24 protein-coding genes are annotated in these 25,966 nt (G+C 73.5%); 15 read left to right on the top strand and 9 right to left on the bottom strand.

All coding sequences use genetic code 11. From position 1 onward, the window contains the following. Window positions 1–3 precede the first annotated feature (3 nt). From OG618_RS29520 to OG618_RS29545, 6 genes are all read left to right on the top strand, one after another. On the top strand, window positions 4–201 hold the full coding sequence (locus tag OG618_RS29520) for a type II toxin-antitoxin system VapB family antitoxin (protein ID WP_329490608.1): 198 nt from the start codon (window positions 4–6) through the stop codon (window positions 199–201). Beyond that, complete coding sequence (locus OG618_RS29525) at window positions 194–610, top strand: PIN domain nuclease (protein WP_329490609.1); 417 nt, start codon at window positions 194–196, stop codon at window positions 608–610. The genes OG618_RS29520 and OG618_RS29525 overlap by 8 nt, the downstream gene beginning before the upstream one ends. A 177-nt stretch (window positions 611–787) precedes the next feature. Beyond that, entirely contained in the window at window positions 788–1,702 is a 915-nt protein-coding gene (locus OG618_RS29530) for an SDR family oxidoreductase (RefSeq protein ID WP_329490610.1), read from the top strand. Window positions 1,703–1,800: 98 nt separating this feature from the next. Continuing rightward, window positions 1,801–2,004 (top strand): cold-shock protein, encoded by a 204-nt coding sequence (locus tag OG618_RS29535; protein WP_329490611.1) that lies wholly within the window; start codon window positions 1,801–1,803, stop codon window positions 2,002–2,004. A gap of 48 nt (window positions 2,005–2,052) precedes the next feature. Beyond that, entirely contained in the window at window positions 2,053–2,673 is a 621-nt protein-coding gene (locus OG618_RS29540; protein WP_329490612.1) for a LysE family translocator, read from the top strand. A gap of 109 nt (window positions 2,674–2,782) precedes the next feature. Beyond that, the gene (locus OG618_RS29545; protein ID WP_329490613.1) at window positions 2,783–3,076 is read left to right on the top strand and encodes a hypothetical protein; all 294 of its coding nucleotides are present in this window, start codon (window positions 2,783–2,785) and stop codon (window positions 3,074–3,076) included. Between the two features lie 24 nt (window positions 3,077–3,100). Here OG618_RS29545 and OG618_RS29550 read toward each other — a convergent pair whose 3' ends face one another. From OG618_RS29550 to OG618_RS29570, 5 genes are all read right to left on the bottom strand, one after another. Continuing rightward, complete coding sequence (locus OG618_RS29550) at window positions 3,101–4,285, bottom strand: XdhC family protein (protein ID WP_329490614.1); 1,185 nt, start codon at window positions 4,283–4,285, stop codon at window positions 3,101–3,103. Window positions 4,286–4,368: 83 nt separating this feature from the next. Then, on the bottom strand, window positions 4,369–5,853 hold the full coding sequence (locus OG618_RS29555; protein ID WP_329490615.1) for an NCS2 family permease: 1,485 nt from the start codon (window positions 5,851–5,853) through the stop codon (window positions 4,369–4,371). Between the two features lie 319 nt (window positions 5,854–6,172). Further along, entirely contained in the window at window positions 6,173–8,545 is a 2,373-nt protein-coding gene (gene pucD, locus OG618_RS29560) for a xanthine dehydrogenase subunit D (RefSeq protein WP_329490616.1), read from the bottom strand. After that, complete coding sequence (locus tag OG618_RS29565) at window positions 8,542–9,027, bottom strand: (2Fe-2S)-binding protein (RefSeq protein WP_329490617.1); 486 nt, start codon at window positions 9,025–9,027, stop codon at window positions 8,542–8,544. The genes pucD and OG618_RS29565 overlap by 4 nt, the downstream gene beginning before the upstream one ends. After that, window positions 9,024–9,911 carry an FAD binding domain-containing protein gene (locus tag OG618_RS29570; RefSeq protein WP_329490618.1) on the bottom strand — a complete coding sequence of 296 codons (888 nt, stop codon included), beginning with the start codon at window positions 9,909–9,911 and terminating at the stop codon, window positions 9,024–9,026. The genes OG618_RS29565 and OG618_RS29570 overlap by 4 nt, the downstream gene beginning before the upstream one ends. A gap of 424 nt (window positions 9,912–10,335) precedes the next feature. On the opposite strand from OG618_RS29570, the gene OG618_RS29575 reads away from it, so the two are divergent. Beyond that, complete coding sequence (locus OG618_RS29575; RefSeq protein ID WP_329490619.1) at window positions 10,336–11,928, top strand: PucR family transcriptional regulator; 1,593 nt, start codon at window positions 10,336–10,338, stop codon at window positions 11,926–11,928. A 63-nt stretch (window positions 11,929–11,991) separates the two neighbouring features. On the opposite strand, the gene OG618_RS29580 is transcribed toward OG618_RS29575, so the two are convergent. Beyond that, window positions 11,992–13,083, bottom strand: a complete 1,092-nt coding sequence (locus OG618_RS29580) for an alpha/beta hydrolase (protein WP_329490621.1) — start codon at window positions 13,081–13,083, stop codon at window positions 11,992–11,994. 357 nt (window positions 13,084–13,440) lie between these two features. On the opposite strand from OG618_RS29580, the gene OG618_RS29585 reads away from it, so the two are divergent. From OG618_RS29585 to OG618_RS29615, 7 genes are all read left to right on the top strand, one after another. After that, window positions 13,441–14,460: a substrate-binding domain-containing protein gene (locus OG618_RS29585; RefSeq protein ID WP_329490622.1), complete on the top strand. Its 1,020-nt coding sequence runs from the start codon at window positions 13,441–13,443 to the stop codon at window positions 14,458–14,460. Continuing rightward, window positions 14,457–15,488 (top strand): ABC transporter permease, encoded by a 1,032-nt coding sequence (locus OG618_RS29590; RefSeq protein WP_329490623.1) that lies wholly within the window; start codon window positions 14,457–14,459, stop codon window positions 15,486–15,488. Before OG618_RS29585 ends, OG618_RS29590 begins: the two co-directional genes overlap by 4 nt. Then, complete coding sequence (locus OG618_RS29595; protein WP_329490624.1) at window positions 15,485–16,318, top strand: ATP-binding cassette domain-containing protein; 834 nt, start codon at window positions 15,485–15,487, stop codon at window positions 16,316–16,318. The genes OG618_RS29590 and OG618_RS29595 overlap by 4 nt, the downstream gene beginning before the upstream one ends. A gap of 41 nt (window positions 16,319–16,359) precedes the next feature. Beyond that, entirely contained in the window at window positions 16,360–17,421 is a 1,062-nt protein-coding gene (locus OG618_RS29600; protein ID WP_329492339.1) for an ROK family glucokinase, read from the top strand. Between the two features lie 94 nt (window positions 17,422–17,515). Further along, on the top strand, window positions 17,516–19,303 hold the full coding sequence (gene ggt / locus OG618_RS29605; protein WP_329490625.1) for a gamma-glutamyltransferase: 1,788 nt from the start codon (window positions 17,516–17,518) through the stop codon (window positions 19,301–19,303). A gap of 131 nt (window positions 19,304–19,434) precedes the next feature. Continuing rightward, window positions 19,435–20,238 (top strand): exodeoxyribonuclease III, encoded by an 804-nt coding sequence (locus OG618_RS29610; protein ID WP_329490626.1) that lies wholly within the window; start codon window positions 19,435–19,437, stop codon window positions 20,236–20,238. A gap of 170 nt (window positions 20,239–20,408) precedes the next feature. Beyond that, window positions 20,409–21,023 carry a hypothetical protein gene (locus OG618_RS29615; RefSeq protein WP_329490627.1) on the top strand — a complete coding sequence of 205 codons (615 nt, stop codon included), beginning with the start codon at window positions 20,409–20,411 and terminating at the stop codon, window positions 21,021–21,023. 80 nt (window positions 21,024–21,103) lie between these two features. Here the strand turns inward: OG618_RS29615 and OG618_RS29620 are convergent, their stop codons facing one another. Further along, window positions 21,104–21,868 carry a lysoplasmalogenase gene (locus OG618_RS29620; protein WP_329490628.1) on the bottom strand — a complete coding sequence of 255 codons (765 nt, stop codon included), beginning with the start codon at window positions 21,866–21,868 and terminating at the stop codon, window positions 21,104–21,106. A gap of 225 nt (window positions 21,869–22,093) precedes the next feature. On the opposite strand from OG618_RS29620, the gene OG618_RS29625 reads away from it, so the two are divergent. After that, window positions 22,094–23,785, top strand: coding sequence for a DUF2398 family protein (locus tag OG618_RS29625; protein ID WP_329490629.1), 1,692 nt, complete (start codon window positions 22,094–22,096; stop codon window positions 23,783–23,785). A 121-nt stretch (window positions 23,786–23,906) separates the two neighbouring features. On the opposite strand, the gene OG618_RS29630 is transcribed toward OG618_RS29625, so the two are convergent. Both OG618_RS29630 and OG618_RS29635 read right to left on the bottom strand, forming a co-directional pair. Further along, window positions 23,907–24,086, bottom strand: coding sequence for a hypothetical protein (locus tag OG618_RS29630; RefSeq protein WP_329490630.1), 180 nt, complete (start codon window positions 24,084–24,086; stop codon window positions 23,907–23,909). A 120-nt stretch (window positions 24,087–24,206) separates the two neighbouring features. Then, window positions 24,207–25,844 carry a BCCT family transporter gene (locus tag OG618_RS29635; RefSeq protein WP_329490631.1) on the bottom strand — a complete coding sequence of 546 codons (1,638 nt, stop codon included), beginning with the start codon at window positions 25,842–25,844 and terminating at the stop codon, window positions 24,207–24,209. Window positions 25,845–25,966 lie beyond the last annotated feature (122 nt).

The raw sequence follows: 25,966 nt of genomic DNA on the forward strand, positions 1-25,966 counted from the left end.
GCCATGGCTCGCACCGTGATAGACGTCGACGACACGCTCCTCGCCGAGGCCGCGGAGATCTTCGGGACGACCACCAAGGTCGCCACGGTCAACGCGGCCCTGGAGGACGGGATCAAGCGCCGCAAGCGCGAGTCCTTCTTCACCTGGCTCTCCGAGGGCGGACTGCCCTACCTCACCGGCCAGGCGCACCCGGGTGAGTGAGCGCTTCCTGATCGACAAGTCGGCCTTCGCCCGGTACCCGAAACCTGCCGCACGCGCCGCGATCGAGCCGCTGCACAACGCCGGACTCCTCGCCGTCTGCGGGGCCGTCGAGCTGGAGGTCATGCACAGCGCCCGCTCGAAGGCCGATGCCGAGCGCATTCGCGAAGGAATGCGCGGCTTCGACTGGCTTCCGACGCCGGACGAGGTCTGGGACCGGGCGATCGAGGTGCGGGCACGACCGACGGCCGCCGGCAACTGGCGGGCCCTGTCGGTCGCGGACCTCGTCATCGCCGCCACGGCCGAGCGTCACGGCGCGACCGTCCTGCACTACGACGGTGACTACGACATGATCGCCGCCGTGACCGGTCAGTCCACCCGCTGGGTCGTTCCGCCGGGTACGGCCGACTGACCCGCCCCCCGCGGCGCCGGGAGCCTGCCGCGTGCGCTCGTACGTCGTCGCGGGTGGCCGCATCGACGGGCCGGCGGCGAAGACATGATGCCGCCGCCCGACGGCACGGCGCGGTAAGTCCCGGATTCCCGGGGCAGCATCCATGGTGTCGGAGGAAGCACGAGCGAAGGACGGGACATGGCGCAGCCGCTCACGGGCAAGGTCGCCCTGGTCGCCGGGGCGACCCGGGGGGCCGGGCGGGGGATCGCGGTGCAGCTGGGGGCCGCCGGGGCGACGGTCTACGCGACCGGGCGCAGTGCCGGCGGGCACCGCTCGGAGTACGGGCGGGCGGAGACCCTGGAGGAGACGGCGGCACTGGTCACCGCGGCCGGCGGCCGGGGGATCGCGGTCCGCGCGGACCACCTCGTCCCCGCCGAGGTCGAGGCCGTGGCGCGGCGGATCGAGGCCGAGCAGGGCGGGCTCGACGTCCTGGTCAACGACATCTGGGGCGGCGAGAACCTCTTCGAGTGGGAGAGCCCGGTCTGGGAGCACGACCTGGACAACGGGCTGCGCCTGCTGCGCCTGGCCGTCGAGACGCACGTGATCACCAATCACCACCTGCTGCCGCTGCTGCTGAGCCGCCCGGGCGGTCTGGTGGTGGAGATGACCGACGGCACCGCCGACTACAACGCCACCCGTTACCGGAACTCGCTCTGCTACGACCTCGCCAAGTCCTCGGTGCTGCGGATGGCCTTCGCGCTGGGCCACGAGCTGGCCCCGCGCGGGGCGACGGCGGTCGCGCTGACCCCCGGCTGGCTGCGCTCCGAGATGATGCTGGAGCACTTCGGCGTCACCGAGGAGAACTGGCGCGACGCGACCGCGAAGCAGCCCGGCTTCGGCGTCTCGGAGTCGCCCGGCTACGTCGGCCGCGCCGTGGTGGCGCTGGCCTGCGACCCCGGGGTGGCGCGCTTCAACGGCAGCTCGCTCTCCAGCGGCGCCCTGGCGAAGGAGTACGGCTTCACCGACCTGGACGGCAGCCGCCCGGACGCCTGGCGCTACCTGGTCGACCAGGAGACGGCGGACGGCCCGCTGGACCCGGCCGGCTACCGCTGAGCGAGGCCGCGGGGCGCGGCCGGGCGCGCCGTGGCCGCTCCGGGCCGGGCATTTGGTACCCAGGAGTTCCATCACCCAGCGGAAGCGAGGGAACCCCCATGGCCACCGGCACCGTGCAGTCCTACCACGCCGACCACGGCTACGGCCTGATCACCCCCGACGAGGACGGCCCCGCCCTCTACGTCTACTTCGACTCGATCCTGGCCGAGGGCGACCGCGTCCTCACCGAGGGGCGGCGGGTGGAGTACCAGCCGATGGAGCAGGAGGGGCGCTGGGTGGCCGAGCGGGTGCGCCCGCTCTGACCCGCGGTCGGCCCGCCCCGGCCGGCCGAGGCCCTACGATCAAGGCCCATGGAGATGACGACCGCCCTGTGGTCCTTCGCCCTCGTGGTGGGACTGCTCACGCTCACGCCCGGGATCGACACCGCGCTGGTGCTGCGCACCTCCGCCCTGGGGGAGCGCCGGCAGGCCTGGGGCGTGGTGCTCGGCATCCAGACCGGGACCCTGATCTGGGGCACCCTCACCTCGGCCGGGGTGACCGCCCTGCTGACCGCCTCCCACCTGGCGTACGAGGTCCTGCGCTGGACCGGCGCCGCGTACCTGGTCTGGATGGGGATCGGCCTGCTGCGCAACCGGGGTGGCGGGGCCGAACCGGAGCGGCTGCCGACCGGCGGCGGGGTCCGGTCCGGGTGGCGGCGCGGCACGCTCACCAATCTGCTCAATCCCAAGGTCGGCGTCTTCTACGTCGCCGTGCTGCCGCAGTTCATCCCCGCGGGGGCCCCGCACTTCGCCGCCGGGGTGGCCCTGACCTGCGTCCACGTCGTGGAGGGCCTGCTCTGGTCGGCCGTGCTGGTGGGCTTCGCCAGGGCGGTGCGCGGCTGGCTGAGCCGGCCCGCCGCGCGCCGGCTGCTGGACCGGGTGACGGGTGCGGTGGTGGTGGGCTTCGGGGTGCGGCTGGCGCTCTCGGAGTAGCCCGCCCGGCGCGCTGCCCGACGTCACCCGGGTGGTGGCGCCGGATGGCCGGGCGGGCGGGGGCGGGGCTGCATGGGAGGCGACGGAGCCCATCCGACGGGAGCAGCGCATGGCCATCATCGTGATGTTCGAATTCCCCGGTACCACCCGGGACCAGTACGAGGAGGCGGTGGACCGGCTGACCGGCGGCACCGGGCTGAACGCGCCCTCGGACTGGCCGGTGCGCGGGCTGGTCCTGCACGTGTCCGGTCCGACGCCGGGCGGCGGCTGGCACGTCACCGAAGTGTGGGAGTCCCGGGAGGCCTTCGAGCACTTCTCGGCGGTGCTGCTGCCGATCCTCCAGGAGGTCGGCATCCCGGCCGCACCGCCGCTGATCCGCGAGGTCCACGACGTCGTGCGGTGACGGCGGGGCCGGGCCGCGCCGCGGTCAGGCCGCGTGGGACCGCGCGTCCCCGGTGGCCGGACCGGCCGCCCGCGCCAGGTCGTGGTGGATCGGCCCCTCGCCGCGGCTCAACGGCAGGCAGCTGCCGCCGCGCCGGTGGGCGACGATCTCGGCGGCGACCGAGACGGCGGTCTCCTCGGGGGTCCGGGCACCGAGGTCCAGGCCGATCGGCGAGCGCAGCCGGCCGATCTCGGCGTCGGTCAGGCCGACCTCGCGCAGCCGGGTGTCGCGGTCCCGGTGGGTGCGGCGCGAGCCCATCGCGCCGATGTAGCCGACCGGCAGCCGCAGCGCGCGCTCCAGCAGCGGGATGTCGAACTTGGCGTCGTGGGTGAGGACGCAGAGCACCGTCCGCCCGTCGATCCGGTCCAGCTGGGAGTCCAGGTAGCGGTGCGGCCAGTCGACCACCACCTGGTCGGCGTCGGGGAAGCGCCGCTCGGTGGCGAAGACCGGCCGGGCGTCGCAGACGGTGACGTGGTAGCCGAGGAACTTGCCGATCCGCACCACGGCGGCGGCGAAGTCGATCGCCCCGAAGACGATCATCCGCGGCGCGGGGACGTAGGACTCGACGAAGAAGGTGACGGTCCCCTGCTCCCGGTCGTCGCAGGGGCGTCCGTCGAGGCCGAGGACCAGTCGGCCGGTGCGCCCGGCGTCCAGCATGGCGCGGGCCTCGGCGACCACGGCGCGCTCCAGCGGGGCCACGGTGGTGGGCGCGGGGGAGAGGGCCCCGTGGTGGGTGTCGGCGGTGACGGCGACGGTGGCGCCGACCAGCGCGCCGGGGCCGTCGATCACCCGGGCCAGGGCGACCGGGGTGCCGGAGGCGAGGTAGGTGATGCCGGCGTCGAGTGCGGGGTCGGTGCCGGGGACGACCGGCTGGACGAAGACGTCCAGCACGCCACCGCAGGTCAGGCCGACCGCGAAGGCGTCCTCGTCGCTGTAGCCGAAGCGTTCCAGCACCGGCCGGCCGGACTCGATGGCGGCCTGGCAGAGCTCGTAGACGGCTCCCTCGACGCAGCCGCCGGAGACGCTGCCGATCGCCTCGCCGGCCGCGTCGACGGCGAGCGCGGCACCCGGGTCGCGCGGCGCGCTGCCGGAGACCCCGACCACCGTGGCCACGGCGAAGGAACGCCCGGACGCGTGCCAGGCCTGCAGCTGCTCGGCGATGTCGTGCATGTCGGGGAGCTCCTTAACATCTCGGAAGACGGAACGGGAGGTGCCGCCGTACGGGAAACGATTCCCGTACGGCGGCGGTGCTGCTAGTGGACGCCCAGCCAGGACTTGATCGGAGTGAGCGCGAAGTAGACCACGAACACGCCGGTGAGGATCCACATCAGCGGGCCGGGCTCGCGCCACTTGCCGGTGCCGGCCTTGATGACGGTGTACGAGATGACGCCCGCGGCGACACCGGCGGTGATGCTGTAGGTGAACGGCATCAGGGTGCAGGTGAGGAAGGCCGGGATGGCGACCTCGCGGTCCGACCAGTCGATGTGCCGGGCCTGGCTCATCATCATCGAGCCGATGACGACCAGGGCCGCGGAGGCGACCTCGGTGGGGACGATCGCGGCGAGCGGCGAGAAGAACAGCATGAGGGCGAACACGCCGCCGGTGACGGTCGAGGCGAGGCCGGTCCGGGCGCCGTCGCCGACGCCGGTGGCCGACTCGACGAACACGGTCTGGCCGGAGGAGCCCGCGACACCGCCGATGGCACCGCCGGCGCCGTCGATGAACAGCGCCTTGGACAGGCCGGGCATCCGGCCCTGCTTGTCGGCAAGGCCCGCCTCGGTGCCGACGCCGATGATGGTGGCCATCGCGTCGAAGAAGCCGGCCAGGACCAGGGTGAAGACGGCGACCGAGGCGCTGATCGCGCCGAGGCCGTGGCTGCCGAAGGCCCCGAAGACGTCGATGTGACCGAAGAGGCCGAAGTCGGGTGCGGAGACCGGGCCGCCGCTCGGCCACACCGGGGCGGAGCTGACCCAGGTCTTCGCCGGGAGGTCGGCGACCGCGTTGATGACGAAGGCCACCACGGTGCCGCCGGCGATGCCGATCAGGATCGCGCCGCGGACGTTGCGGGCCAGCAGGACGAAGATCGTCAGCACCGTGAGGCAGAAGACCAGCACGGGCCAGCCGGCGAGTTCGCCGAAGGGGCCGAGCGCGAGCGGGGTGGGACCGCCGGTGTGCACGAAGCCGGCCTTGACCAGGCCGATCAGCGAGACGAAGAGGCCGATGCCGATGGTGATGGCGTGCTTGAGCGGCAGGGGGATGCCGTTCATGATCTTCTCGCGCAGTCCGGAGACCACCAGCAGGACGATCAGCAGGCCGTAGACGACGCAGAGGCCCATCGCCTGGGGCCAGGTGGTGTGCGGTACCACCAGGGCGGATATCACGCCGGAGACGGAGAGGCCGGCGGCGACCGCGAGGGGGACGTTGCCGACCACGCCCATCAGGATCGTGGTGACGGCGGCGGCGAGCGCGGTGGCGGTCGTGAGCTGGGCGTGGTCCAGCTTGAGGCCGTTGACGTCGGCGCCGCTCAGGATGATCGGGTTGAGCAGGACGATGTAGGCCATCGCCATGAAGGTGGTGAGGCCACCGCGGATCTCGTTGCCGAAGGTCGATCCCCGGGCCGTGATCTTGAAGTACGCGTCCATGGCGTTCTTCGGCGGTGCGACCGGGGCCGACGTGGGGGTGTCGTCCTCGGTGGGTCTGTCTTCAGTGGTGCCGGGCTCCGTGGGGATCCTGGTCATGTCCACTCCCAAGTGTCAAAGGGGGTTGGGGTGGGCGAGCCGACCTGACAGCCAGTCAACGAAGTTGGCACAGGGGGACGATTCGACTCACTGGGCGCACTCTGTGGCAGTGCTGCGGTGCAGTGCGTTCCACCGGCCGTCGGCCGGGGGTGGGTGGTGCGCACCGCTGCAGAACCCCGGCGTGGGAGAGGCAGCGGGAGGATGCGTTCGCTTTGCTTCGGCTGGTGCATGTGTGGTGCCCGTACTTCGGGGTGGAACTGCCCCGGGGCGGCGGGGAAGACGGTCGCCGCCCCGGGGAGGTGTGGGGGAGACCCGGTGGCTACTTCGGTCCGGGGGCCTCGGTGGTCAGGTGCTCGGGCCGGACGGGGATCCGGTTGAGCGCCAGACCGGTGGCGTTGCGGATGGCGGCCACGATCGACGGCGTCGCGGAGACGGTCGGGGCCTCGCCCACCCCGCGCAGCCCGTACGGGGCGTGCGGGTCGGGGAGTTCGAGGATCTCCACCGGGATCGGCGGGGTGTCCAGGATGGTGGGGATCAGGTAGTCGGTGAAGGACGCGTTGCGGACCTTCCCGTCCTTGACGATGATCTCCTCCATCACGGCCAGGCCGAGCGCCTGGGTGCAGCCGCCCTGGATCTGGCCCACCACCGAGAGCGGGTTGAGCGCCTTGCCGACGTCCTGGACGGCGGTCAGCTCGACCACCTTGACCAGGCCCAGCTCGATGTCCACGTCGACCACCGCGCGGTTGGCGCAGAAGGTGTACTGGACGTGGCCGAAGCCCTGCCCGGTCTCCTTGTCGAACGGGACGGTCGGGCGGTGGTGGTGCTCGCGGGTGAGGTCGATCGCCTCGTCGCCGAGCAGGTCGACCATGGAGACCAGGGCGCCCGTCGACGGCGAGACCACCTTGCCGCCGGTCAGCGTCAGGTCGTGCTGGGTCCAGCCGTAGCGCCGGCGGCCCTTCTCGATCAGCGCCTGCTTGACGGCCTCGGCGGCGAGCTTCACCGCACCGCCCGTCATGTAGGTCTGCCGGGAGGCCGAGGTCGAACCGGCCGAGCCGACCTCGGTGTTGGCCGGGTGGATGGTGACCTGCTCGACGCCCAGCTCGGTGCGCGCGATCTGGGCGTGCACGGTGACGCCGCCCTGGCCGACCTCGGCCATCGCGGTGTGCACCATGGCGACCGGCTCGCCGCCGATCACCTCCAGGCGCACCCGGGCGGTGGAGTAGTCGTCGAAGCCCTCGGAGAAGCCGACGTTCTTGATGCCGACCGAGTAGCCGACGCCGCGCACGATGCCCTCGCCGTGCGAGGTGTTGGAGAGCGCGCCGGGCAGCTGGCGGACGTCCAGGTGCTCGGTGTCCAGCGGCGGCGGGAGCGGCATGTCCTTGACCCGGCGCAGGAGTTCGGCCACCGGGGCGGGCGAGTCGATCTGCTGGCCGGTGGGCATGAAGTCGCCCTCCGACATCGCGTTCAGCTGGCGCAGCTCGACCGGGTCCATGCCCAGCTCGGCGGCGAGCCGGTCCATCTGGGTCTCGTAGCCGAACGCGGCCTGGACCGCGCCGAAGCCGCGCATCGCCCCGCAGGACGGGTTGTTGCTGTACAGCGCGATGGCGTGCATCTTGACGTTCGGGATCACGTACGGCCCGTGGCCGAGCGAGGCCGCGTTGCCGACCACGGCCGGCGAGGCGGAGGCGTACGCGCCGCCGTCCAGCACGATCCGGCAGTCGGCGAAGACCAGCTTGCCGTCCCGGGTGGCGCCGTGCTCGTAGGTCATCCTCGCCGGGTGGCGGTGCACGTGGCCGTAGAAGGACTCGTCACGGGCGTAGACGATCTTGACCGGCTTGCCGGTGTGCTGGGCGAGCAGGCAGGCGTGGATCTGCATCGAGATGTCCTCGCGGCCGCCGAAGGCGCCGCCGACACCGGCCAGCGTGAGGCGGACCTTCTCCTCCGGCAGGGCCAGCACGGGGGCCATCTGCTGGCGGTCCACGTGCAGCCACTGGGTGGCGATGTAGAGGTCGATGCCGCCGTCCTCGGCCGGGACGGCCAGGCCGGACTCCGGGCCGAGGAAGGCCTGGTCCTGCATGCCGACCTCGTAGCTGCCCTTGACGATGACGTCCGCCAGGGCCCGCACCTCGTCGGTCACGCCGAGGCCGGAGACCAGCTTCTGCTCGTGGCAGATGTTGCCGTAGCCGTGCGACTTGAACTCGTGCGGCTCGTGCACGTAGCCGTGGGTCTCCGGGTCGAGGCACTGCTCCTCGGTGGTGATCGGGGTGAGCACCTCGTACTCGACCTTGATCTTCTTCACCGCGCGGCGGGCCGTCTCCGGGTGGTCGGCCGCGACCAGCGCGATGGCCTCACCGTGGTAGCGGACCTTGTCGATCGCCAGGGCCGGCTGGTCCTGGATCTCCAGGCCGTAGTACTTGGTGCCGGGGATGTCCTCGTGGGTGAGGACGGCGTACACGCCGGGGACCTTCAGCGCGTCGGCGATGTCCACCGAGAGGATGTTCGCCCGGGGGTGCGGCGAGCGCAGCGCCATACCCCAGAGCATGTCCTCGTGCCACAGGTCGGACGAGTAGGCGAACTCGCCCTTGACCTTCAGGTTGCCGTCCGGGCGCAGCGGCGAGCCGCCGATGCCGTCCTTGCTGGCCTGGTTGATGTTCTGCAGGTTCTTCTGACCCTGGATGGTGCGGGTACTCATTCCGACGTCGCCCTCTCGCACGTGCGGGCGGAAGCCAGCCGCACCGCGTCCATGATCTTCTCGTAGCCGGTGCAGCGGCAGAGGTTGCCCGACAGCGCCTCACGGATGTCGTTGTCACTCGGCTGGGCGTCCTTCGCCAGCAGCGCGTCGGTCTGCACCAGCAGGCCGGGCGTGCAGAAGCCGCACTGGACGGCGCCGGCGTCGACGAAGGCCTGCTGGACCAGGCCCAGCTCGCCCTGCTCGTCGCTCAGGCCCTCGACGGTGCGGACCTCGCGGTCCTGCACCTGGCCGGCCGCGACCAGACACGAACAGACCGGGACGCCGTCCAGGTAGACCGTGCAGGAGCCGCACTCGCCCTGCTCGCAGGCGTTCTTCGAGCCCGGGAGGCCGACCCGCTCGCGCAGCACGTAGAGCAGGCTCTCGCCCTCCCAGACGTCGTCGGCCTCGACCGGCTTGCCGTTGGCGGTGAAAGTGACCCTCATGCCGCGCTCCTGATCTGCTTGCTGTAGTCGTTCCACGTCCAGGTGAGCGTGCGGCGCGCCATCACGGCCAGCGAGTGCCGCCGGTAGTCGGCGGTGCCGCGGACGTCGTCGATGGGCGAGGCGGCGGCCTTCACCAGCTCGCCGAACCGCTGGATCACCTCGGCGCCCAGCAGCTCGCCGGACTCCCACAGCCCGCGCTCGGCGAGCACGCCCCGCAGGTACTCCTCGGCCTCGACGGCGCGGCGCGGCGTGGGGGCGGCCGAGCCGATCCCGGTGCCGACGGTGCCGTTCTTCGGGTGCAGCGCGAAGCCGAAGGCGCAGACCGCGATCACCATGGCGTTGCGGGTGCCGATCTTGGAGAACTGCTGCGGGCCGTCCGCGACGGGGATGTGCACGGCCCTGATCAGCTCGTCGGCCGCCAGGCTGTTGCGCTTGACGCCGACGTAGAACTCGTCGATCGGGATCATCCGGGTGCCGCGCACGGAGTCCGCCTCGACGAACACGTCGCGGCCGGCGGCCAGCAGCGCGGGGTGCGCGTCGCCGGCCGGGGAGGCACCGCCGAGGTTGCCGCCGACGCCGCCGCGGTTGCGGATCTGCGGCGAGCCGACGGTGTGGGCCGCCAGCGCGAGGCCGGGCAGCGGACCGGACAGCTCGTCGATGATCCGGGAGTAGGGGACGGAGGCGCCGAGCCGGACGACGTCGCCGTCGTTCGACCATTCGGTGAGCTCGGTGATGCGGTTCAGGTCGAGAATCGCGGATGGCCGGTGCACGTCGAAGTTCATCTCGACCATGACGTCCGTACCGCCCGAGATGGGCAGCGCGGTCGGGTACTCAGCCTTCGCCGCGAGTGCCTCGTCCCAGGTAGCGGGCCGAAGGAACTCCATGCGGGTGTCTCCTCAAGTCGTTGCCGGCCGGACGGGTGGGCACAGTGCCCGGAACTCGGTGTTCGGACCGCGCTGTCCGCTTCGTCGCCTCCGCGTCGGGTCCTGGTCACCGGGGTGTGTCCGGCGGCGTGTGGCCAGTGAACCTCTGTGACGGGGCCCACTGGCAGTCACCGATGGCATGAAGCCCCGGCTGTGGTCCCGCCCGGCATCCTGTACGTTCCTCTAAGGACGAGAATCTCGCAGCCCAGCTGATTTCCGGGTGCTGCCTACGACCGTAATCCGGCCGTGATTCCCAAGCTATGACCCCGTGATCCGGGCGTCCGTTGGGACGTAACACCGAGCACGGATGTTCGGGCACACTGTGACCCCCGGACCGCGCGCTCGGGCCCCCTCACCCCCACCCCAAGCCCGTAAGGAGTCCCGGATGCGTGTCCGCGACCTGCTCGCCCCCGGAGCCCCGAGACTGCGCCTGCTCGCGGCCGAGGAAGAGCTCGACCGGCAGGTCAGCGGCGTGATGACCACGGACCTGCACGACCCGGGCCGCTACCTGCACGGCGGCGAGCTGGTGCTCACCGGCATGCTCTGGCGCACCGGGCCGGCCGACTCCGAACGCTTCGTGCGGACCATCGTGGCCGGTGGCGCGGTCGCCCTCGCGGCCGGCGAGGCCGAGGTCGGCCCCGTCCCCGAGGACCTCGTCGACGCGTGTCGCCGGCACCGGATGCCCCTGTTGGCGGTACCCGACGACATCGCTTTCGGCACCGTCACCGAGTTCATCGGCCGACAGGTCTCCGCCGACCGCGCCGCCGACCTGGCCGCCCTGGTCGACCGCCACCGGCTGCTGGTCTCCGCGGCCGGCGGCGGCGGACTGGACGCCGTCCTCGACCTCCTCGGCGGCGACCTCGACCTCGACTGCTGGGTGCTCACGCCCACCGGCGCGGTGATCGCCGGCCCGGCCGACCGGCTCTCCGCCGAGGACCGCGACCAGCTGGTCCGCGCCCACCTCGGCGCCCAGCGCCAGCGCCGCCGCCCCCCGCACCGGGCCCGGCTGGCCAACGGCTCCTACTCGCTGCTGCCCGCCCCGGCCCTCGACGACGTCCAGGCGCCGCTCGCCGACTGGGTGCTCGCGGTGGCCGGCGACGTCACCGAATGGACCACCAAGCGCCAGCAGCTCGCCGAGAACCTGGCCCGGCTGGTCGCCGCCGAGCGGCACCGCCGCGACGAGGGCCGCCGGCTGCGCCGCCGCCTCGCCGACGAGGTGCTGACGCTGCTCCAGCGCGACGCCGACCCGGGCGAGATCAGCCGCACCCTGTACGCCTCCTCGGCGATGGCCGCCCGGTACGAGAACCCCGAGCCCAAGCCGCAGTCGCCGGACGGCTCCTGGCTGGTGCTCAGCGCCGAGGGCACCGGCCTGCCCGAGGGCGCGGTGCGGCTGATCCTGGAGGAAGCTCTCAACGGCACCACCGACCGCGCCCTGGTCGCCGGGGCGGGCACCGGCGCGGTGGTGGTGCTGCCCGCGCTGGACAGCGCGGTGCCCGCCGACACCCTGCGGGAGCTGCTCGCCCCGCTGGAGGCGGGCCTCGGCTCGGAGGGCCGGATCACTCTCGGCGTGTCGGCCCCCGCCTCCGAGGCGGGCGGCCTGCGCGGCGCCCTGGAGGAGGCCCGGCACGCCCGCCGGATCGCCGCCGCCCGGGTCGGCCGGGTCTGCGTGGCCGGCCCCGAGGAGCTGGCCTCGCACGTGCTGCTGCTGGCCGCGGTGCCCGACGAGGTCCGCCGGGCGTTCCGCGGCCGGCTGCTGGACAAGGTGATCGCCTACGACATCGAGCACCAGGCGGACCTGGTCCGCACCCTGGAGGCGTTCCTGCGCTCGGACGGCTCGTGGACCCGCTGCGCCGCCCAGTTGCACGTGCACGTCAACACGCTGCGCTACCGGATCGGCCGGATCGAGGAGCTGACCGGCCGTGACCTCTCCCGGCTGGAGGACCGGGTGGACTTCTACCTGGCCCTCGAACTGGCCTGAGCCCGCACCGGAAGGGGTCCGCCCCCCACACCGTCGGTGTGCGGGGCGGACCCTTCCGCGTGACTACGGCTGCACGGGGATAATCGAGGTGAGCCACTGGAAGACGCCCGGCACCATGTTCTTCCAGACGTCGCTGGAGTGCGGCCCGGTGGTCTCCTGGACCTGGACGGTGGTCGGCGCCTTCGCGACGGCCGCGATCGCCTGGCCGTCCTCGTAGCCGTCGCCCTTGTTGCCGCTGATGTACAGGGCGACCTTCGGCGGCTGGGCGGCGGTCTTCACGATGGTGACCGGGTTGTTCGCCTCGCGCAGCTGGGCGTCCTTGCCGACCAGCGAGGACTTCTCGACCGCCGGGTCGTTGTAGCCCGAGAGGCTGATGCCGGCCCGGTAGCGGTTGGGGTGGGCCAGCGAGAGCTTGGCGGCGCAGTGGGCACCGGCCGAGTAGCCGGCCACCGCCCAGCGGTCGGCCGACGGCTCGGCGCGGAAGTTGTCCAGCACCATCTGGGGGACGTCGCGGGTCAGCCAGGTGTCCGCGTTGACCTTGCCGGGCACGTCAGTGCAGCCGGCGTCGGTGCTGTTGCCCAGCAGCAGGGTGCGCGGCGAGACCAGGATGAACGGCGCCACCTTGCCCTCCTGCATCAGCGGCTTGAGCTGCTCGGAGACCTTGAGCGTGCCGTACCAGGTGGAGGAGGAGCCGGGGAAGCCCGGGATCAGCTCGACGACCGGGAACTTCTTGTCCTTGAACGCCGGGTCGTGGTACTGCGGCGGCAGCCAGACCAGCACCTCGCCGTCCACGCCGGACAGCTGGCCCTTGAGGTCGGTCTTCTGGACGTCGTTCGGCACCTTGGGGTCGTCCACGCTGCGGAACTGCTGGTGGACCTTGGGCGGCTGCTTGGCGGCGTCGCCGCCGGCCTGGGCCCCGCCGGCGCCCGCCTCGGCCGGGGGGACGGAGGGCACGGCCCGGACGTGGTTGCCGGTGCCCAGCAGGTCGTCCCAGTTGCCGTAGATCAGGTTGGCGTTGTTGACCATGACGAAGACCGTCGTCACGGCGGTGATCTGGCAAAAGACGATCATGGCAAGCCTGGACAGGACCTGCACCGGCCTCGGCCCGCGCACCTTTCCCCAGAGCAGCAGGGCCGCCGCGATGGAGATCGGCACGAGGACGATCGTGCAGATGAGGAATGGCGTGCCTGTCAGTTGCATCAAATTCTCGTATCCGGGTTCAAAGCCGTCCGGGGCCCCACTCGCCCGGAACGCGCTCCAATGGCATCAGACGGTCGGGAACGCGGGATCGGTTGCCGTCCGAATCTGTAAGGAACCTGAGAGGAACATCACGTTTCGGTGCTGCTTCCCCCGCGGGGCCCGCACCAGTCTGCCACCCTGACGGCCCGCACCCGGACGCTGCGCCCAGCGGACTCCCAGGAACGCCACCGGGGGCACGATACCGCCCGGGCGGATCCGGGCGGCGGGCGAGGCGGTGCGATGCCGCGCGCGGCGGGCAGCGAGACTATGGGGATGAGCACAACCCGCTTTCGCCCCTTCCGCCGGTTCCGGCCCGCCTGCGCCGTCCTCGCCGTGCTGGCCGCCGTGGCCGGCTGCAGCAGTACCGGAGGCCTCCGCGCCGAGCACGCCCGCAGCCAGGCCGCGGCCGCCGGTGGCAGTGCCGTCACCACCCCGCGCTGGAAGATCGCCATGGTGACCCACGCCGGCGCCGGCGACGCCTTCTGGGACACCGTGCGCAAGGGCGCCGAGCAGGCCGCCGCCAAGGACAACATCACCTTCCTGTACTCCAACGACGCCCAGACCCAGAACCAGGTCCAGCTGGTCCAGGCCGCCATCGACCAGAAGGTCGACGGCCTGCTGGTCACCCTCGCCAAGGGCGACGCGCTCGGTGACGTGCTCGGGAAGGCCAAGGCGGCCGGCATCCCGGTGATCACCGTGAACTCCGGCCAGGAGTACTCCGCCCGGTTCGGCGCGCTGACCCACATCGGCCAGGACGAGTCCACCGCCGGCCAGGCGGCCGGCACCGAGCTCGCCGGCCGGGGCCGCAAGAACGTCCTCTGCGTGATCCACGAGCAGGGCAACGTCGGCCAGGAGCAGCGCTGCTCCGGCGCCCAGTCCAAGGCCGGCGGGGCCTTCCAGGTGCTCTACGTGGACGGCGTCAACATGCCCGACGCCCGGGCCGCCGTCTCCGCCAAGCTGCAGGCCGACCCGGCCATCGACACCGTGCTGACCCTCTCCGGGCCGATGGCCGCCACCGGACTGCAGGCGATCCAGGACGCCCGCCGCCCCGTCGAGCTCGACACCTTCGACCTGGGCACCCAGGTGGTGGCCGGCCTCAAGTCCGGCTCGGTCGGCTTCGCCGTCGACCAGCAGCCCTACCTCCAGGGCTACGAGGGCGTCGACCTGCTCTGGCTCTACCGCTCCAACCTGGACATGCTCGGCGGCGGCAAGCCCGTGCTGACCGGGCCGCAGATCCTCACCCGCGACGACGCCGACGCCCTCGCCGAGTACGTCGCGAGGGGGACGCGTTGAGCACCACCGACCTCCTCGTCCAGGACCGCCCGGCGGCGCTGCGGCGGGTGCTCGCCCGCCCCGAACTGGGGGCGCTGATCGCCGCCGCCGCGGTCTTCCTGGTCTTCGCCGCGGTCGCCGAACCGTTCCTGCGGGTCTCCTCGCTGGGCACCGTGCTGTACGCGGCCTCCACCATCGGGATCATGGCCGTCCCGGTCTCGCTGCTGATGATCGGCGGCGAGTTCGACCTGTCGGCCGGCGTGCTGGTCACCACCGCCGCGCTGACCTCGTCGATGGTGTCCTACCAGCTCACCGCGGTGACCTGGGTCGGCGTGCTGGTCTCGCTGCTGGTGACGCTGGCGGTCGGCGGCTTCAACGGCTGGATGCTCAGCCGGACGAAGCTGCCCAGTTTCATCGTCACCCTGGGCACCTTCCTGATGCTCACCGGCGCCAACCTCGGCGTCACCAAGCTGGTCTCCGGCACCGTCTCGACCAAGCCGATCTCCGACATGGAGGGCTTCGGCGCCTGCCGTTGGCTGTTCGCCTCCGAGGTCACCGTCTGCGGGCTGACGATCAAGGCCACCGTCTGGTGGTGGCTCGGCCTGCTGCTGGTCGGCAGCTGGGTGCTGCTGCGGACCCGCTTCGGCAACTGGATCTTCGCGGTCGGCGGCGACGCGGCCGCGGCCCGGGCGGTCGGCGTGCCCGTCGCCCGGACGAAGACGGTGCTCTACCTCGGCGTCGGCTTCGGCGCCTGGGTGCTCGGCCAGCACCTGCTGTTCTCCTTCGACACCGTGCAGTCGGGCGAGGGCGTCGGCAACGAGCTGATCTACATCGTGGCGGCCGTCATCGGCGGCTGCCTGATCACCGGCGGTTACGGCTCGGTGGTCGGCTCGGCGCTCGGCGCGCTGATCTTCGGCATGGCGAGCAAGGGCATCATCTACGCCCAGTGGAACCCCGACTGGTTCAAGTTCTTCCTGGGTGCGATGCTGCTGCTCGCCGCCCTGTTGAACACCTTCGTCAAGCGCCGCGCCGAACGGGGACCGCGATGACCGAGCTGCTCCGCCTCGAAGGCGTCGGCAAGACCTACGGCTCCGTCCGGGCGCTCCAGGACGTCTCGCTCACCCTGCGGGCCGGCGAGATCAGCTGCGTGCTCGGCGACAACGGCGCCGGCAAGTCCACCCTGATCAAGATCATCGCCGGGCTGCACCGGCACGACGAGGGCCGTTTCACCGTCGGCGGCGAGGAGGTCCGCTTCGGCTCCCCGCGCGAGGCGCTGGACCGCGGCATCGCCACCGTCTACCAGGACCTCGCGGTCGTCCCGCTGATGCCCGTCTGGCGGAACTTCTTCCTCGGCTCCGAACGGGGCCTGCGGCGCTGGGGCGGACTGCGCCTGGACGCCGACGGGATGCGCGCCACCACCCGGGAGGCGCTCGCCCGGATGGGCATCGACCTGCACGACGTCGACCGCCCGATCGGCACCCTCTCCGGCGGCCAGCGCCAGTGCGTGGCGATCGCCCGGGCCGTCCACTTCGGCGCCGAGGCGCTGATCCTGGACGAGCCCACCGCCGCGCTCGGCGTCAAGCAGTCGGGGGTGGTGCTCAAGTACGTCACCGCCGCCCGCGACGCCGGCCTCGGGGTGGTGCTGATCACCCACAACCCGCACCACGCCTACCTGGTCGGCGACCACTTCACCCTGCTCAAGCGGGGCCGGATGGCCGGCAGCCACCCGCGGGCGGAGATCGGCCTGGAGGAGCTCACCACCGAGATGGCCGGCGGCTCCGACCTGGAGGAGCTCTCGCACGAGCTGGCCCGCCCGGGCACCGACACCCCTGAACCCCGTGACTCCCGTGATCCCCGTGAGGAGCGTCCGCAGCCGTGACCACCCCCAACGCCGCCTCCCGGCCACCGGTCCTGCCCAGCCTGCTCGGCCTCGGGCCGCGGGCCGAGCGCCGCCGCCGGGCCCTGCCCGCCGGCCTCCTGCGGCTGCCCACCATCGGCGTCGACATCGGCGGCACCAAGGTGGTCGCGGGCGTGGTGGACGGCGAGGGCAAGGTGCTGGAGAAGCTGCGCACCGACACCCCCGACAAGAGCAAGAGCCCCCGGGTCGTCGAGGACGTCATCGTCGAGCTGGTGCTCGAACTCGCCGACCGCCACGACGTCCACGCGGTGGGCATCGGCGCGGCCGGCTGGGTGGACGCCGAGCGCTCCCGGGTGCTCTTCGCCCCGCACCTGAACTGGCGCAACGAACCGCTCCAGCAGGCGCTCAGCGAGCGGCTGCGGTTCCCGGTGATCGTCGAGAACGACGCCAACGCGGCGGCCTGGGCCGAATGGCGGTTCGGCGCCGGGCGCGGCGAGGACCTCATGGTGATGCTCACCCTCGGCACCGGCATCGGCGGCGCGGTGGTCCGCGACGGCTACGTCGACCGGGGCAAGTACGGGCTGGCGGGGGAGTTCGGGCACATGCAGGTGGTGCCCGGCGGCCACCGCTGCCCGTGCGGCAACCGGGGCTGCTGGGAGCAGTACTCCTCCGGGAACGCCCTGGTGCGCGACGCGCGCGAGCTGGTCGCCGAGGAGTCGCCGGTGGTCCAGCTGCTGCTGGCCAGGGCCGGCGGCGCGGTCGAGGGCATCACCGGCCCGCTGGTCACCGAGGCCGCCCGGGCCGGTGACGCGACCGCCGTCGAGCTGCTCTACGAGGTCGGCACCTGGCTCGGGGTCGGCATCGCCAACCTCGCTGCCGCCCTGGACCCGGGCCGCTTCGTGGTCGGCGGCGGCGTCTCCGAGGCCGGCGACCTCCTCCTCACCCCGGCCCGGGACGCCTTCCGCCGCACCCTCACCGGGCGCGGCTTCCGGCCGGAGGCGACCATCGCGCACGCGGCGCTGGGCAACGAGGCGGGCCTGGTCGGCGCCGCCGACCTCGCCCGCCAGGTGGCCCGTCGCTTCCGCACCATCAAGCGGCGCCGGGTGGAGCGCAGCGTGCTGTAGCGCCGGACTACCCGCCGGTAGTCGCGGCGCCCTGTTGTCCGGGCCATGCCTCCTGTGAAACAACGGAGTTGACGTCGACTCAGGAGGCCTCCGGATGAGAGCTCTGGCCCGAATCGCCCCGCCGCTCCTGCTTGCCACCGCCCTGGTCTGTTCCGCCGCCGGGCCGGCCGGGGCGGCAGCCCCGCCGCCGAAGGTGCCCGAGGCGGTGGGCTGGGGCGGCGCGGTGGCCAGCGTGGACGCCGACGCCACGGCGGCCGGCATCGAGGTACTGCGCAAGGGCGGCAACGCGGTGGACGCCGCCGTCGCCGTCGCGGCGGCGCTCGGTGTCACCGAGCCGTACTCGGCCGGCATCGGCGGCGGCGGGTACTTCGTCTACTACGACCACGACAGCGGCCGGGTGTCCACCATCGACGGCCGCGAGACGGCCTCCCGGACGGCCGACGCGTCGCTCTTCCTGGAGGACGGCAAGCCGCTGGCCTTCGCGGACGCCGTCACCAGCGGGCTGTCGGTCGGCGTGCCCGGCTCCCCGGCGACCTGGGAGACGGCCGTGCGGCAGTGGGGCAAGCGCTCCTTCGCCGACGCGCTGAAGCCGGCCCGGCGGATCGCCGAGCAGGGCTTCACCATCGACCAGACCTTCCAGGACCAGACCGCGCTCAACCAGGACCGGTTCAAGGACTTCCCCGCCACCGCGAAGCTCTTCCTGCCCGGCGGCAAGCTCCCCGCGGTCGGCTCCACGTTCCGCAACCCCGAGCTCGCCGCCACCTACCGCCAGCTGGGCGAGCAGGGCACCGCGGCGCTCTACCGGGGCGACCTCGGCGCCGACATCGTCCGGACCATCCAGCACCCGCCGGTGGACCCGGCCTCCGGGCGCAACGCCCGCCCCGGCAAGGTGGACGCCGCCGACCTGGCCGCGTACCAGGTGCGCCGCCAGCAGCCCACCCACGTGGCCTACCGCGACTACGACCTCTACTCGATCGCCCCGTCCAGCTCCGGCGGCACCACCGTCGGCGAGGCGCTCGGCATCCTGGAGGACGGCGACGTCGGCCGGTACGACGACACGCAGTACTACCACCACTTCCTGGAGGCCTCCCGGATCTCCTTCGCCGACCGCAACCGCTGGGTCGGCGACCCGGCCTTCTCCGACGTCCCGGCCAAGGAGCTGCTCTCCCCCCGGTACGTCGCCTCGCGGGCCTGCCTGATCAGCCCCGACCGGGCGCTCACCAGCCCGCTCGCCCCCGGCGACCCGCGCCACCCGGCCGACTGCGCGAACACCGGCGCGGCCCAGCCCGAGCCCTACGAGGGCCTGAGCACCAGTCACCTGACCGTGGCCGACCGCTGGGGCAACGTCGTCTCCTACACCCTCACCCTGGAGCAGACCGGCGGCAGCGGCATCACCGTCCCCGGCCGGGGCTTCCTGCTCAACAACGAGCTGACCGACTTCAACTTCACCCCGCTGACCCCCGGGGTGCCGGACCCGAACCTCGCCGGGCCGGGCAAGCGCCCGCGCTCCTCGCTCTCGCCGACCATCGTGCTGCGCGACGGCGAGCCGGTGCTGGCGGCCGGCTCGCCCGGCGGCGCGACCATCATCACCACCACCCTCCAGGTCCTGCTCGGACGCCTGGACCGGGGCCTCGGCCTGGAGCAGGCGATCGCCGCGCCGCGGGCCAGCCAGCGCAACACGGCCGCCACCCAGGCCGAGCCGGCCTTCCTGGACCTGCCCGAGCGGGCCCGGCTGGAGGCGCTCGGCCACGTGTTCACCAGCACGCCCGAGATCGGCGCCGCGACCGGCGTCGAGCGCCTGCCGGACGGCCGCTGGGTGGCGGCCGCCGAGCCGGTGCGGCGCGGCGGCGGCGCGGCGGCGGTGGTGCGCCCCGCGCCCTGACGCCCGACGCCTGACGGCGGTGGCCCCTGGGCCCGCGGGCCCACGGGCCTGTCGGTGCCGGGCGGTAGATTCGGGGTGGGCGTCCTGCCGGGCGCCCACCCTCGTCCGTACCACCGGGAAGGCCGCCCGCCGTGACCGTCCGCATCGCCACCTGGAACATCAACTCCGTCACCGCGCGGCTGCCCAAGCTGCTGGAATGGCTGGAGAGCGCCAAGCCGGACGTGCTCTGCCTCCAGGAGCTCAAGTGCTCCACCGACGCCTTCCCCTACGAGCCGGTCCGCGAGCTCGGTTACGAGACCGCCGCGTACGGCACCGGCCGGTGGAACGGCGTGGCCATCGTCTCCCGGATCGGTCTGGAGGACGTGGTGCGCGACCTCCCCGGCCAGCCCGGCTTCCTCGCCGACGGCGCCCTGCTGCCCGACACCGAGCCGCGGGCCATCGCCGCCACCTGCGGCCCGGTCCGGGTCTGGTCGGTCTACGTGCCCAACGGCCGCGAGGTGGACCACGCCCACTACCGCTACAAGCTGGAGTGGCTGGAGGCCCTGCGCCTGGCCTCGCTGGAGGACGCCGCGGGGGAGCGCCCCTTCGCCGTCCTCGGGGACTTCAACATCGCCCCGACCGACGAGGACGTCTTCGACGTGGCGGCCTTCGAGGGCCTGACGCACGTCACCCCCGCCGAGCGCGCCGCCCTCGCCGCCCTGGGCGAGGCCGGTCTGCAGGACGTCGTGCCCCGCCCGCTGAAGTACGACCGCCCGTACACCTACTGGGACTACCGCCAGCTGGCCTTCCCGAAGAACCGGGGCATGCGGATCGACCTCACCTACGCCAACAAGCCCTTCGCCGACGCCGTCACGGACAGCTATGTGGACCGCGAGGCCCGCAAGGGCAAGGGGACGTCGGACCACGCCCCGGTCGTGGTCGACCTGGACCTCTGAGCCCGGCCGGGCCCGGCGTCACGCCCCGTAGCGGCTGCTCGCCCGAACGGGCCAGAGCGGTGGCCGGGCGCCGGGTGTGTGCCTACCGTCGGTGAATGACTGGGTGTGGTTGTTCGATCACGTGGACTTCGGAGTCCCCGGCCGCGCCCGAGAATCCCGGAGGTTCCGGTATGCGCCCCACGCGTACGGCCGCCGCCGCCCTGATCGGCGCGACGGTGCTGACCGGCCTGACGGCCCCCCTCGCGCTGGCCAAGGACGGCGCCGCCACGGTCAGCCCGTCCCAGGCCGCACCGGGCCAGACCGTGACGGTCACGGTCTCCTGCGAGAAGTCCGACAAGCCCGACGCCAAGACCATCACCGCGAGCTCCCAGGCCTTCGAGGGCGGCCCGGCCACCCTCACCCTGGGATCGGACGGCCGGCACACCGGCTCCGCGCGGCTGGCGGGCAAGGCCGGCGGCGACAGCAAGGTCGACGGCACCTGCCCCGACGGCGCCGCCTTCTCGACCAGCGTCACGGTGACCACCGTCGCCGCGTCCTCCGGAGCCTCCTCCTCGCCCGGCCAGAGCCTCGGCGAGTGGGGCAAGGCGGCCGGGGAGTGGGCCGGCTCGCTCGGCCAGTCCGGTGCGGGCAGCCAGCAGATCGCTCCGCACGGCGCCGTGCAGACCGGTCTCGGCGGCTCGGTCGCGGCCGACCCCGCCGAGCTGGCGGGCGGCGCGGCGCTGGTGGTCGGTGGTATCGGCGGATTCTGGCTGTTGCGGCGACGCGGCGGCGCCGGGTCCGCCTGAAGGCGCGCCCCCGCACCCGGGGCCCATGGGCCCGCCCCACGGTGCCGCCGGACCGGTCGGTCCGGCGGCACCGGCCCGTCTCAGGCCGTCGCGGCCCGGGCCGCGGAGCCCCCGGTGACCCCGGCCGCCGTGGACGCCCGGGGAGCCCGCGGGGTCTCCGGCGCCTCCGCGGCCCGCAGGAGGCCGGAGGCCAGCAGGTACTGGGCCAGGAGGTACGTCGCCATGATCCAGAACTGGTGCCCGGGCAGCTCGCGCCACTTCGCGAGCTTGGTGGCGATCAGGGTGTCGGAGAGCAGGAAGAGCGCCCCGCCGAGGCCGGTGCGCCACCCCAGCCCGGCCGAGGTGACGGCGGTCGAGGCGAGCAGCAGGCTGTACCCGGCCACCGGCGTCCGGAGGCCGCCGAGGTCCGGCCAGAGCCGGCCCACCATCACGGCCCAGGCCGTCGCGTACGCGGCCGTGACGATCAGCGCACGCCGCCGGTCCGTCAGCGCCCCCTGCCGGACGAACATCGTCACGTAGCAGACGTGCGCCGCCGCGAAGGAGCCCATCCCGGCCAGGAACGCGGTGTCGTCGCCGAGCTGGAGCAGGACGTCCCCGCCGCCGCTGAGTAGCAGCGCGGGCGCCAGCAGCTTCGGCGCCTCCCGCCCGGCCGCGGTGGCGGCCGTGACGCTGTGCGCGGCCAGCAGCGGCATCAGCGCCGGCTTGGTGGCGTGCCGCAGGGCGGGCGTGTCGGTGAGCAGCGCGCCCAGGTGGGCCGCCGAGGTGGCGGCGAAGCCGGTGAGCAGCCCGGTGGCGGAGCGCAGGCGCCCGCCGAGGACGGCGCGGGTGGTGGTGCGGATGCTCATGCGGCGGTGTCCTCCGGTGGGTGGGGGCGGGCGGCCCGTTCGTCCGCACCCTAGGCGACCGGGTCCGTCCGGGGAAGGCCGGGTTACCCGCGAGTACTACCCGGGCGTAGGCCAGCGCGCGCCGACGGCCGGGGCCGCTCCGGCGGGGTACGCGCGGACCAATTCGCCGCGAGCTCCGGTTGGGGCCACCGGCGGCCGCGCCCACCGTCTAGTCTGGTCCACGACATGGAGCAGCAGGAGTACGCGGCCGGCACCACGCGGGTGGCCGGCGGCACGTCGGACGGGCGCACGGGCGGGGCGGGGCAGGGCACCACCGTCGCCGTCGTCGCCGTACGCGAAGCCGGTCCTGACGCTCCGCAGGGGACCGGAGGGGCTGTCCTCTCGCCCGATCCGGGGCTGCTCCGGCTGGCGCACTGGTTCGCCGAGGCCGATCCCGGGACCGCCGACGACCTCTGCGTCGCCACCTTCGGCCTCTACCCGGCCCGCCACTTCGGCGTCCCGGCCGAGCCGGTGACCGGTCCGGAGGCGGCGGCCGGTGACGCCGTCAGCTGGTGGCACGGTCCCACCGCGCACGCCCCCGCCGCGCTGCGGGTGCGCGAGCCGCGGCCGGCGCGCCGCCAGCGCCGGGCCCGGCGGGACGAGGGGGCGCTGCCCGTCATCCGCTCAGGAGCCAAGCCGGGTCTGCCCGGAAAGCACCGCAAGCCCGAGCCGGCCCGCTCGGCCGCCGGCGCGCAGGACCGTTCCGCCGCCGCCGAGCGCCGGATCGCCGCCCGGCTGCTGCTCGCCCACCCGCTGGTCACCGCCTCCGGGCCGCACGCCGACGGGTTTCCGCTGATCCGGCGTCACCGCGACTGGCTGACCGGCCAGTTCGACACCCTGCTCGGCTACCGCCTGGTGGTCGGCCCCTGGCACGCCCGCCTCTACAAGGCCGGGCTCGGCCCCGGCGCCGCCCGCCGGCTCCAACACCCCGGCACCGGCGCGCCGTTCACCCCCGGCGGCTACGCCCAGCTCGCCCTCGCGCTGTCCCTGCTGGTGGACGCCCCCGAACGGCTCCCGCTCGGTCCCCTGCTGGCGGCGATGCGGGACGCCGCGCCCGGTCCGGCCACCACGCCCGCCGACCTCGCGATGGCGCTCGCCGCATTGGCCGACTGGCAGGTGCTCGGCGAGATACCCGCCGACCGGAGCGCGGACGGCGTCGTCCTGACGGTCGACCGGGAGCTGGCCCGCGCCGTACCCGCGGGCCCGCCCGCCCTCGCCGACGACGCCGCCGACCTGATCCGCCGCGCCGCCGGGGCCGAGCCCGGCACCGCCGTGCGCCGCCGCCTCGCCGAGACCCCCGCCGTGCTCGCCGCCGACCTGCCCGCGGACCAGCGCGACTGGCTCGACCTCCACCGCCGGACCGGCCCGGCGGCGCTCGCGGAGTTCCTCGGCCTGGAGGCCGAACTGCGGGCCGAGGGGGTCGCCCTGCTCGACCCCGCCGACGAACTCACCGACCTCGCCCTGCCCGGGGCCGGCACCCTCGCCCAGGCCGCCCTGCTGCTGGTCGAGCGCCTGGTCGAGGAGGTCCGCCCGCTCCCCGGCGAGGCCACCGGCGCCGACGTCCCGATCCCGGACGCGCTGATAGACGGCGTCCTCGGGGACATCGCCGACGAGTACGGGCTGCCGGCCGGCTGGCGGCGCGACTACCTCGCCGACCGCACCGCGCTGCGCCGCGACGCCCTCGACCTGCTGCACCGGATGGGCCTGATCGCCCCTACGCCGCGCGGCACCCGGCCGCCGGGCTGGCTGCTGCGCGCCCCCGCCGCCCGCTTCGCTCCGGCGCCCGATCTGCGGCCGGCCCCGGGGACGGGCCGGCACTCCCGCCGGGAGACCCCGGTGGCGGCCCCGGCCGGCCCCCGGGCGGAGCGGCGGGCCTGAGCGCCACCGGCCCGCCGTCGAGCGGGCCGCGCGCCGGGGACGACAGAAGCACCGCGTCCGTGGCCGGTGGGCCGGACGGCGGTGCCTGGGGTCGGGCGTGGAGGGCGGCGGGATCAGCGGGTCATCGTCGGGCGGTGGCCGCCGTGAGCGGGCCGTGCTGGGCGGCTTCGACGGTGGCTCCCACACCGAGCGTGCCGAGGGCGACGGAGGCGAGAACGGCGGCACAGGCCAGGAAGCGGCGGTGGCGCTGCGGGAGCGGGAAGCGCGGGTCCTGGAGGGTCGCCGGAGGGTTGGCGTTCATGTCAGGGAGCGTTCCAGGGCGGCGTGAACGAGCGGTACGCGCGGGTGAAGTCCGGATGGGGGCCAAGCGTCGGTTCGTGCCGGATCCGCCCCGCCCCGGGGCGGGGCGGATCCGGGGCGGTCACCGGGACGGCGGTCGCGGCCCCCGCCGGGCGTCGGCCATCGCCTCGCCGACGGCCACCCGGACGGCGTCCCGCAGGCCGTGCGCGGCGTGGAACCGCGAGGGCCCGGCCGCCGGATCCTCGCGCAGCTCCTTCACCAGGGCGACGCAGAGCAGCAGCATCACCACCACGAACGGCAGCGCGACCAGGATGGTGGCGTTCTGCAGCGCGGTGAGCCCGCCGGCCAGCAGCAGCGCGGCGGCGACCCCGCCCATCAGCACGCCCCAGACCACCACCAGCCAGGTGCGCGGGTGCAGCGAGCCCCGGCTGGAGAGCGAGCCGAGCACGAGCGAGGCGGAGTCGGCACTGGTGATGAAGAAGGTCATCACCAGCAGGACCGCGATGACGCTGGTCACCGAGCCGAGCGGGAGCGAGCGCAGCATCTCGAACAGCGAGGCCTCGGCGCCCTGGGGGATGGTGGCCACCAGGTCGGCCTCGCCGGTGGAGTTCAGCCGGATCGCCGTCCCGCCCATCACGCAGAACCAGACGACCGTCGCCCCACTGGGGACCAGCAGCACGCCGGTGAGGAACTGCCGGATGGTCCGGCCGCGCGAGATGCGGGCGATGAAGGTGCCGACGAACGGCGCCCAGGAGAGCCACCAGGCCCAGTAGAAGATCGTCCAGGAGCCGAGCCAGCTCTCGTCGGTGAAGGCGCCGGTCTGGGTCGACATGGCGACCAGGTCGGAGAGGTAGCCGCCGACGGTGGACGGGATCGCGTCCAAAACGAAGACCGACGGGCCGAACACGAAGACGAAGAGCATGATCAGCGAGGCCAGCACGACGTTCGAGGTGGAGAGCCACTTGACGCCCTTGTGCACGCCGGAGAAGGCGGAGAGGACGAAGGCGGCGGTCAGCGAGCCGATGATGACCAGCTGGGTGCGTTCGGTGTTCTCGACGGAGGAGATGAAGCCGAGGCCGTCCGCCACCTGGAGGGCGCCCAGGCCGAGGCTGGTCGCCGAGCCGAAGACGGTCGCGAACACCGCCAGCAGGTCGATCGCCCGGCCGGGCCAGCCGTTCGCGCCGCGTTCGCCGATCAGCGGGACGAAGGCGGCGGAGATCCGGTTGCCCCGGCCCTTGCGGAAGGTGGTGTAGGCGAGCGCCAGGCCGCCGACCGCGTAGATCGCCCAGGGGTGCAGGGCCCAGTGGAAGAGCGAGAACTCCAGCGCCTGCTGGGCGGCGGCCGGGCTCTGCGGCTCCAGGCCGGAGCCGGGCTGCGGCGCGGCGTAGAGCTGGAGCGGTTCGCCGACGCCGTAGAACATGAGGCCGATGCCCATGCCGGCGCTGAACATCATCGCGACCCAGGCGAGGGTGGAGAACTCCGGCTCGTCGTCGTCACGGCCGAGCCGGATCCGGCCGAAGCGGCTGAACGCGAGCAGGACGGTGAGCACCAGGAAGACGTCGGCGGCGACCACGAACAGCCAGCCGAAGTTGTGCAGCACCCAGCCGAGCGCGGTGTCGGACGTCCGGCCGAGCGAGTCCTCGGCGAAGACGCCCCAGGCGACCACCCCCAGCACCAGCACGGCACTGACGCCGAACACCGTCCGGTCGACGGGGAGGGTCGCGGCGGGTTCGTCCGGGCCTGGTGGCTGGCTGCTCATGAAGGTCCCTCTCCTGGCGTACTGGACGGTCGGCGACACGATCGGAAAATGGATACATGTCGTACTATGTCCAGTCCTCGGGGGTGCCGGGGGGAGGGCACGCCGGGGAGAGGCGACCGGAC

This window comes from Kitasatospora sp. NBC_01246, assembly GCF_036226505.1.
In the GTDB taxonomy this organism is placed as follows: Bacteria; Actinomycetota; Actinomycetes; order Streptomycetales; family Streptomycetaceae; genus Kitasatospora.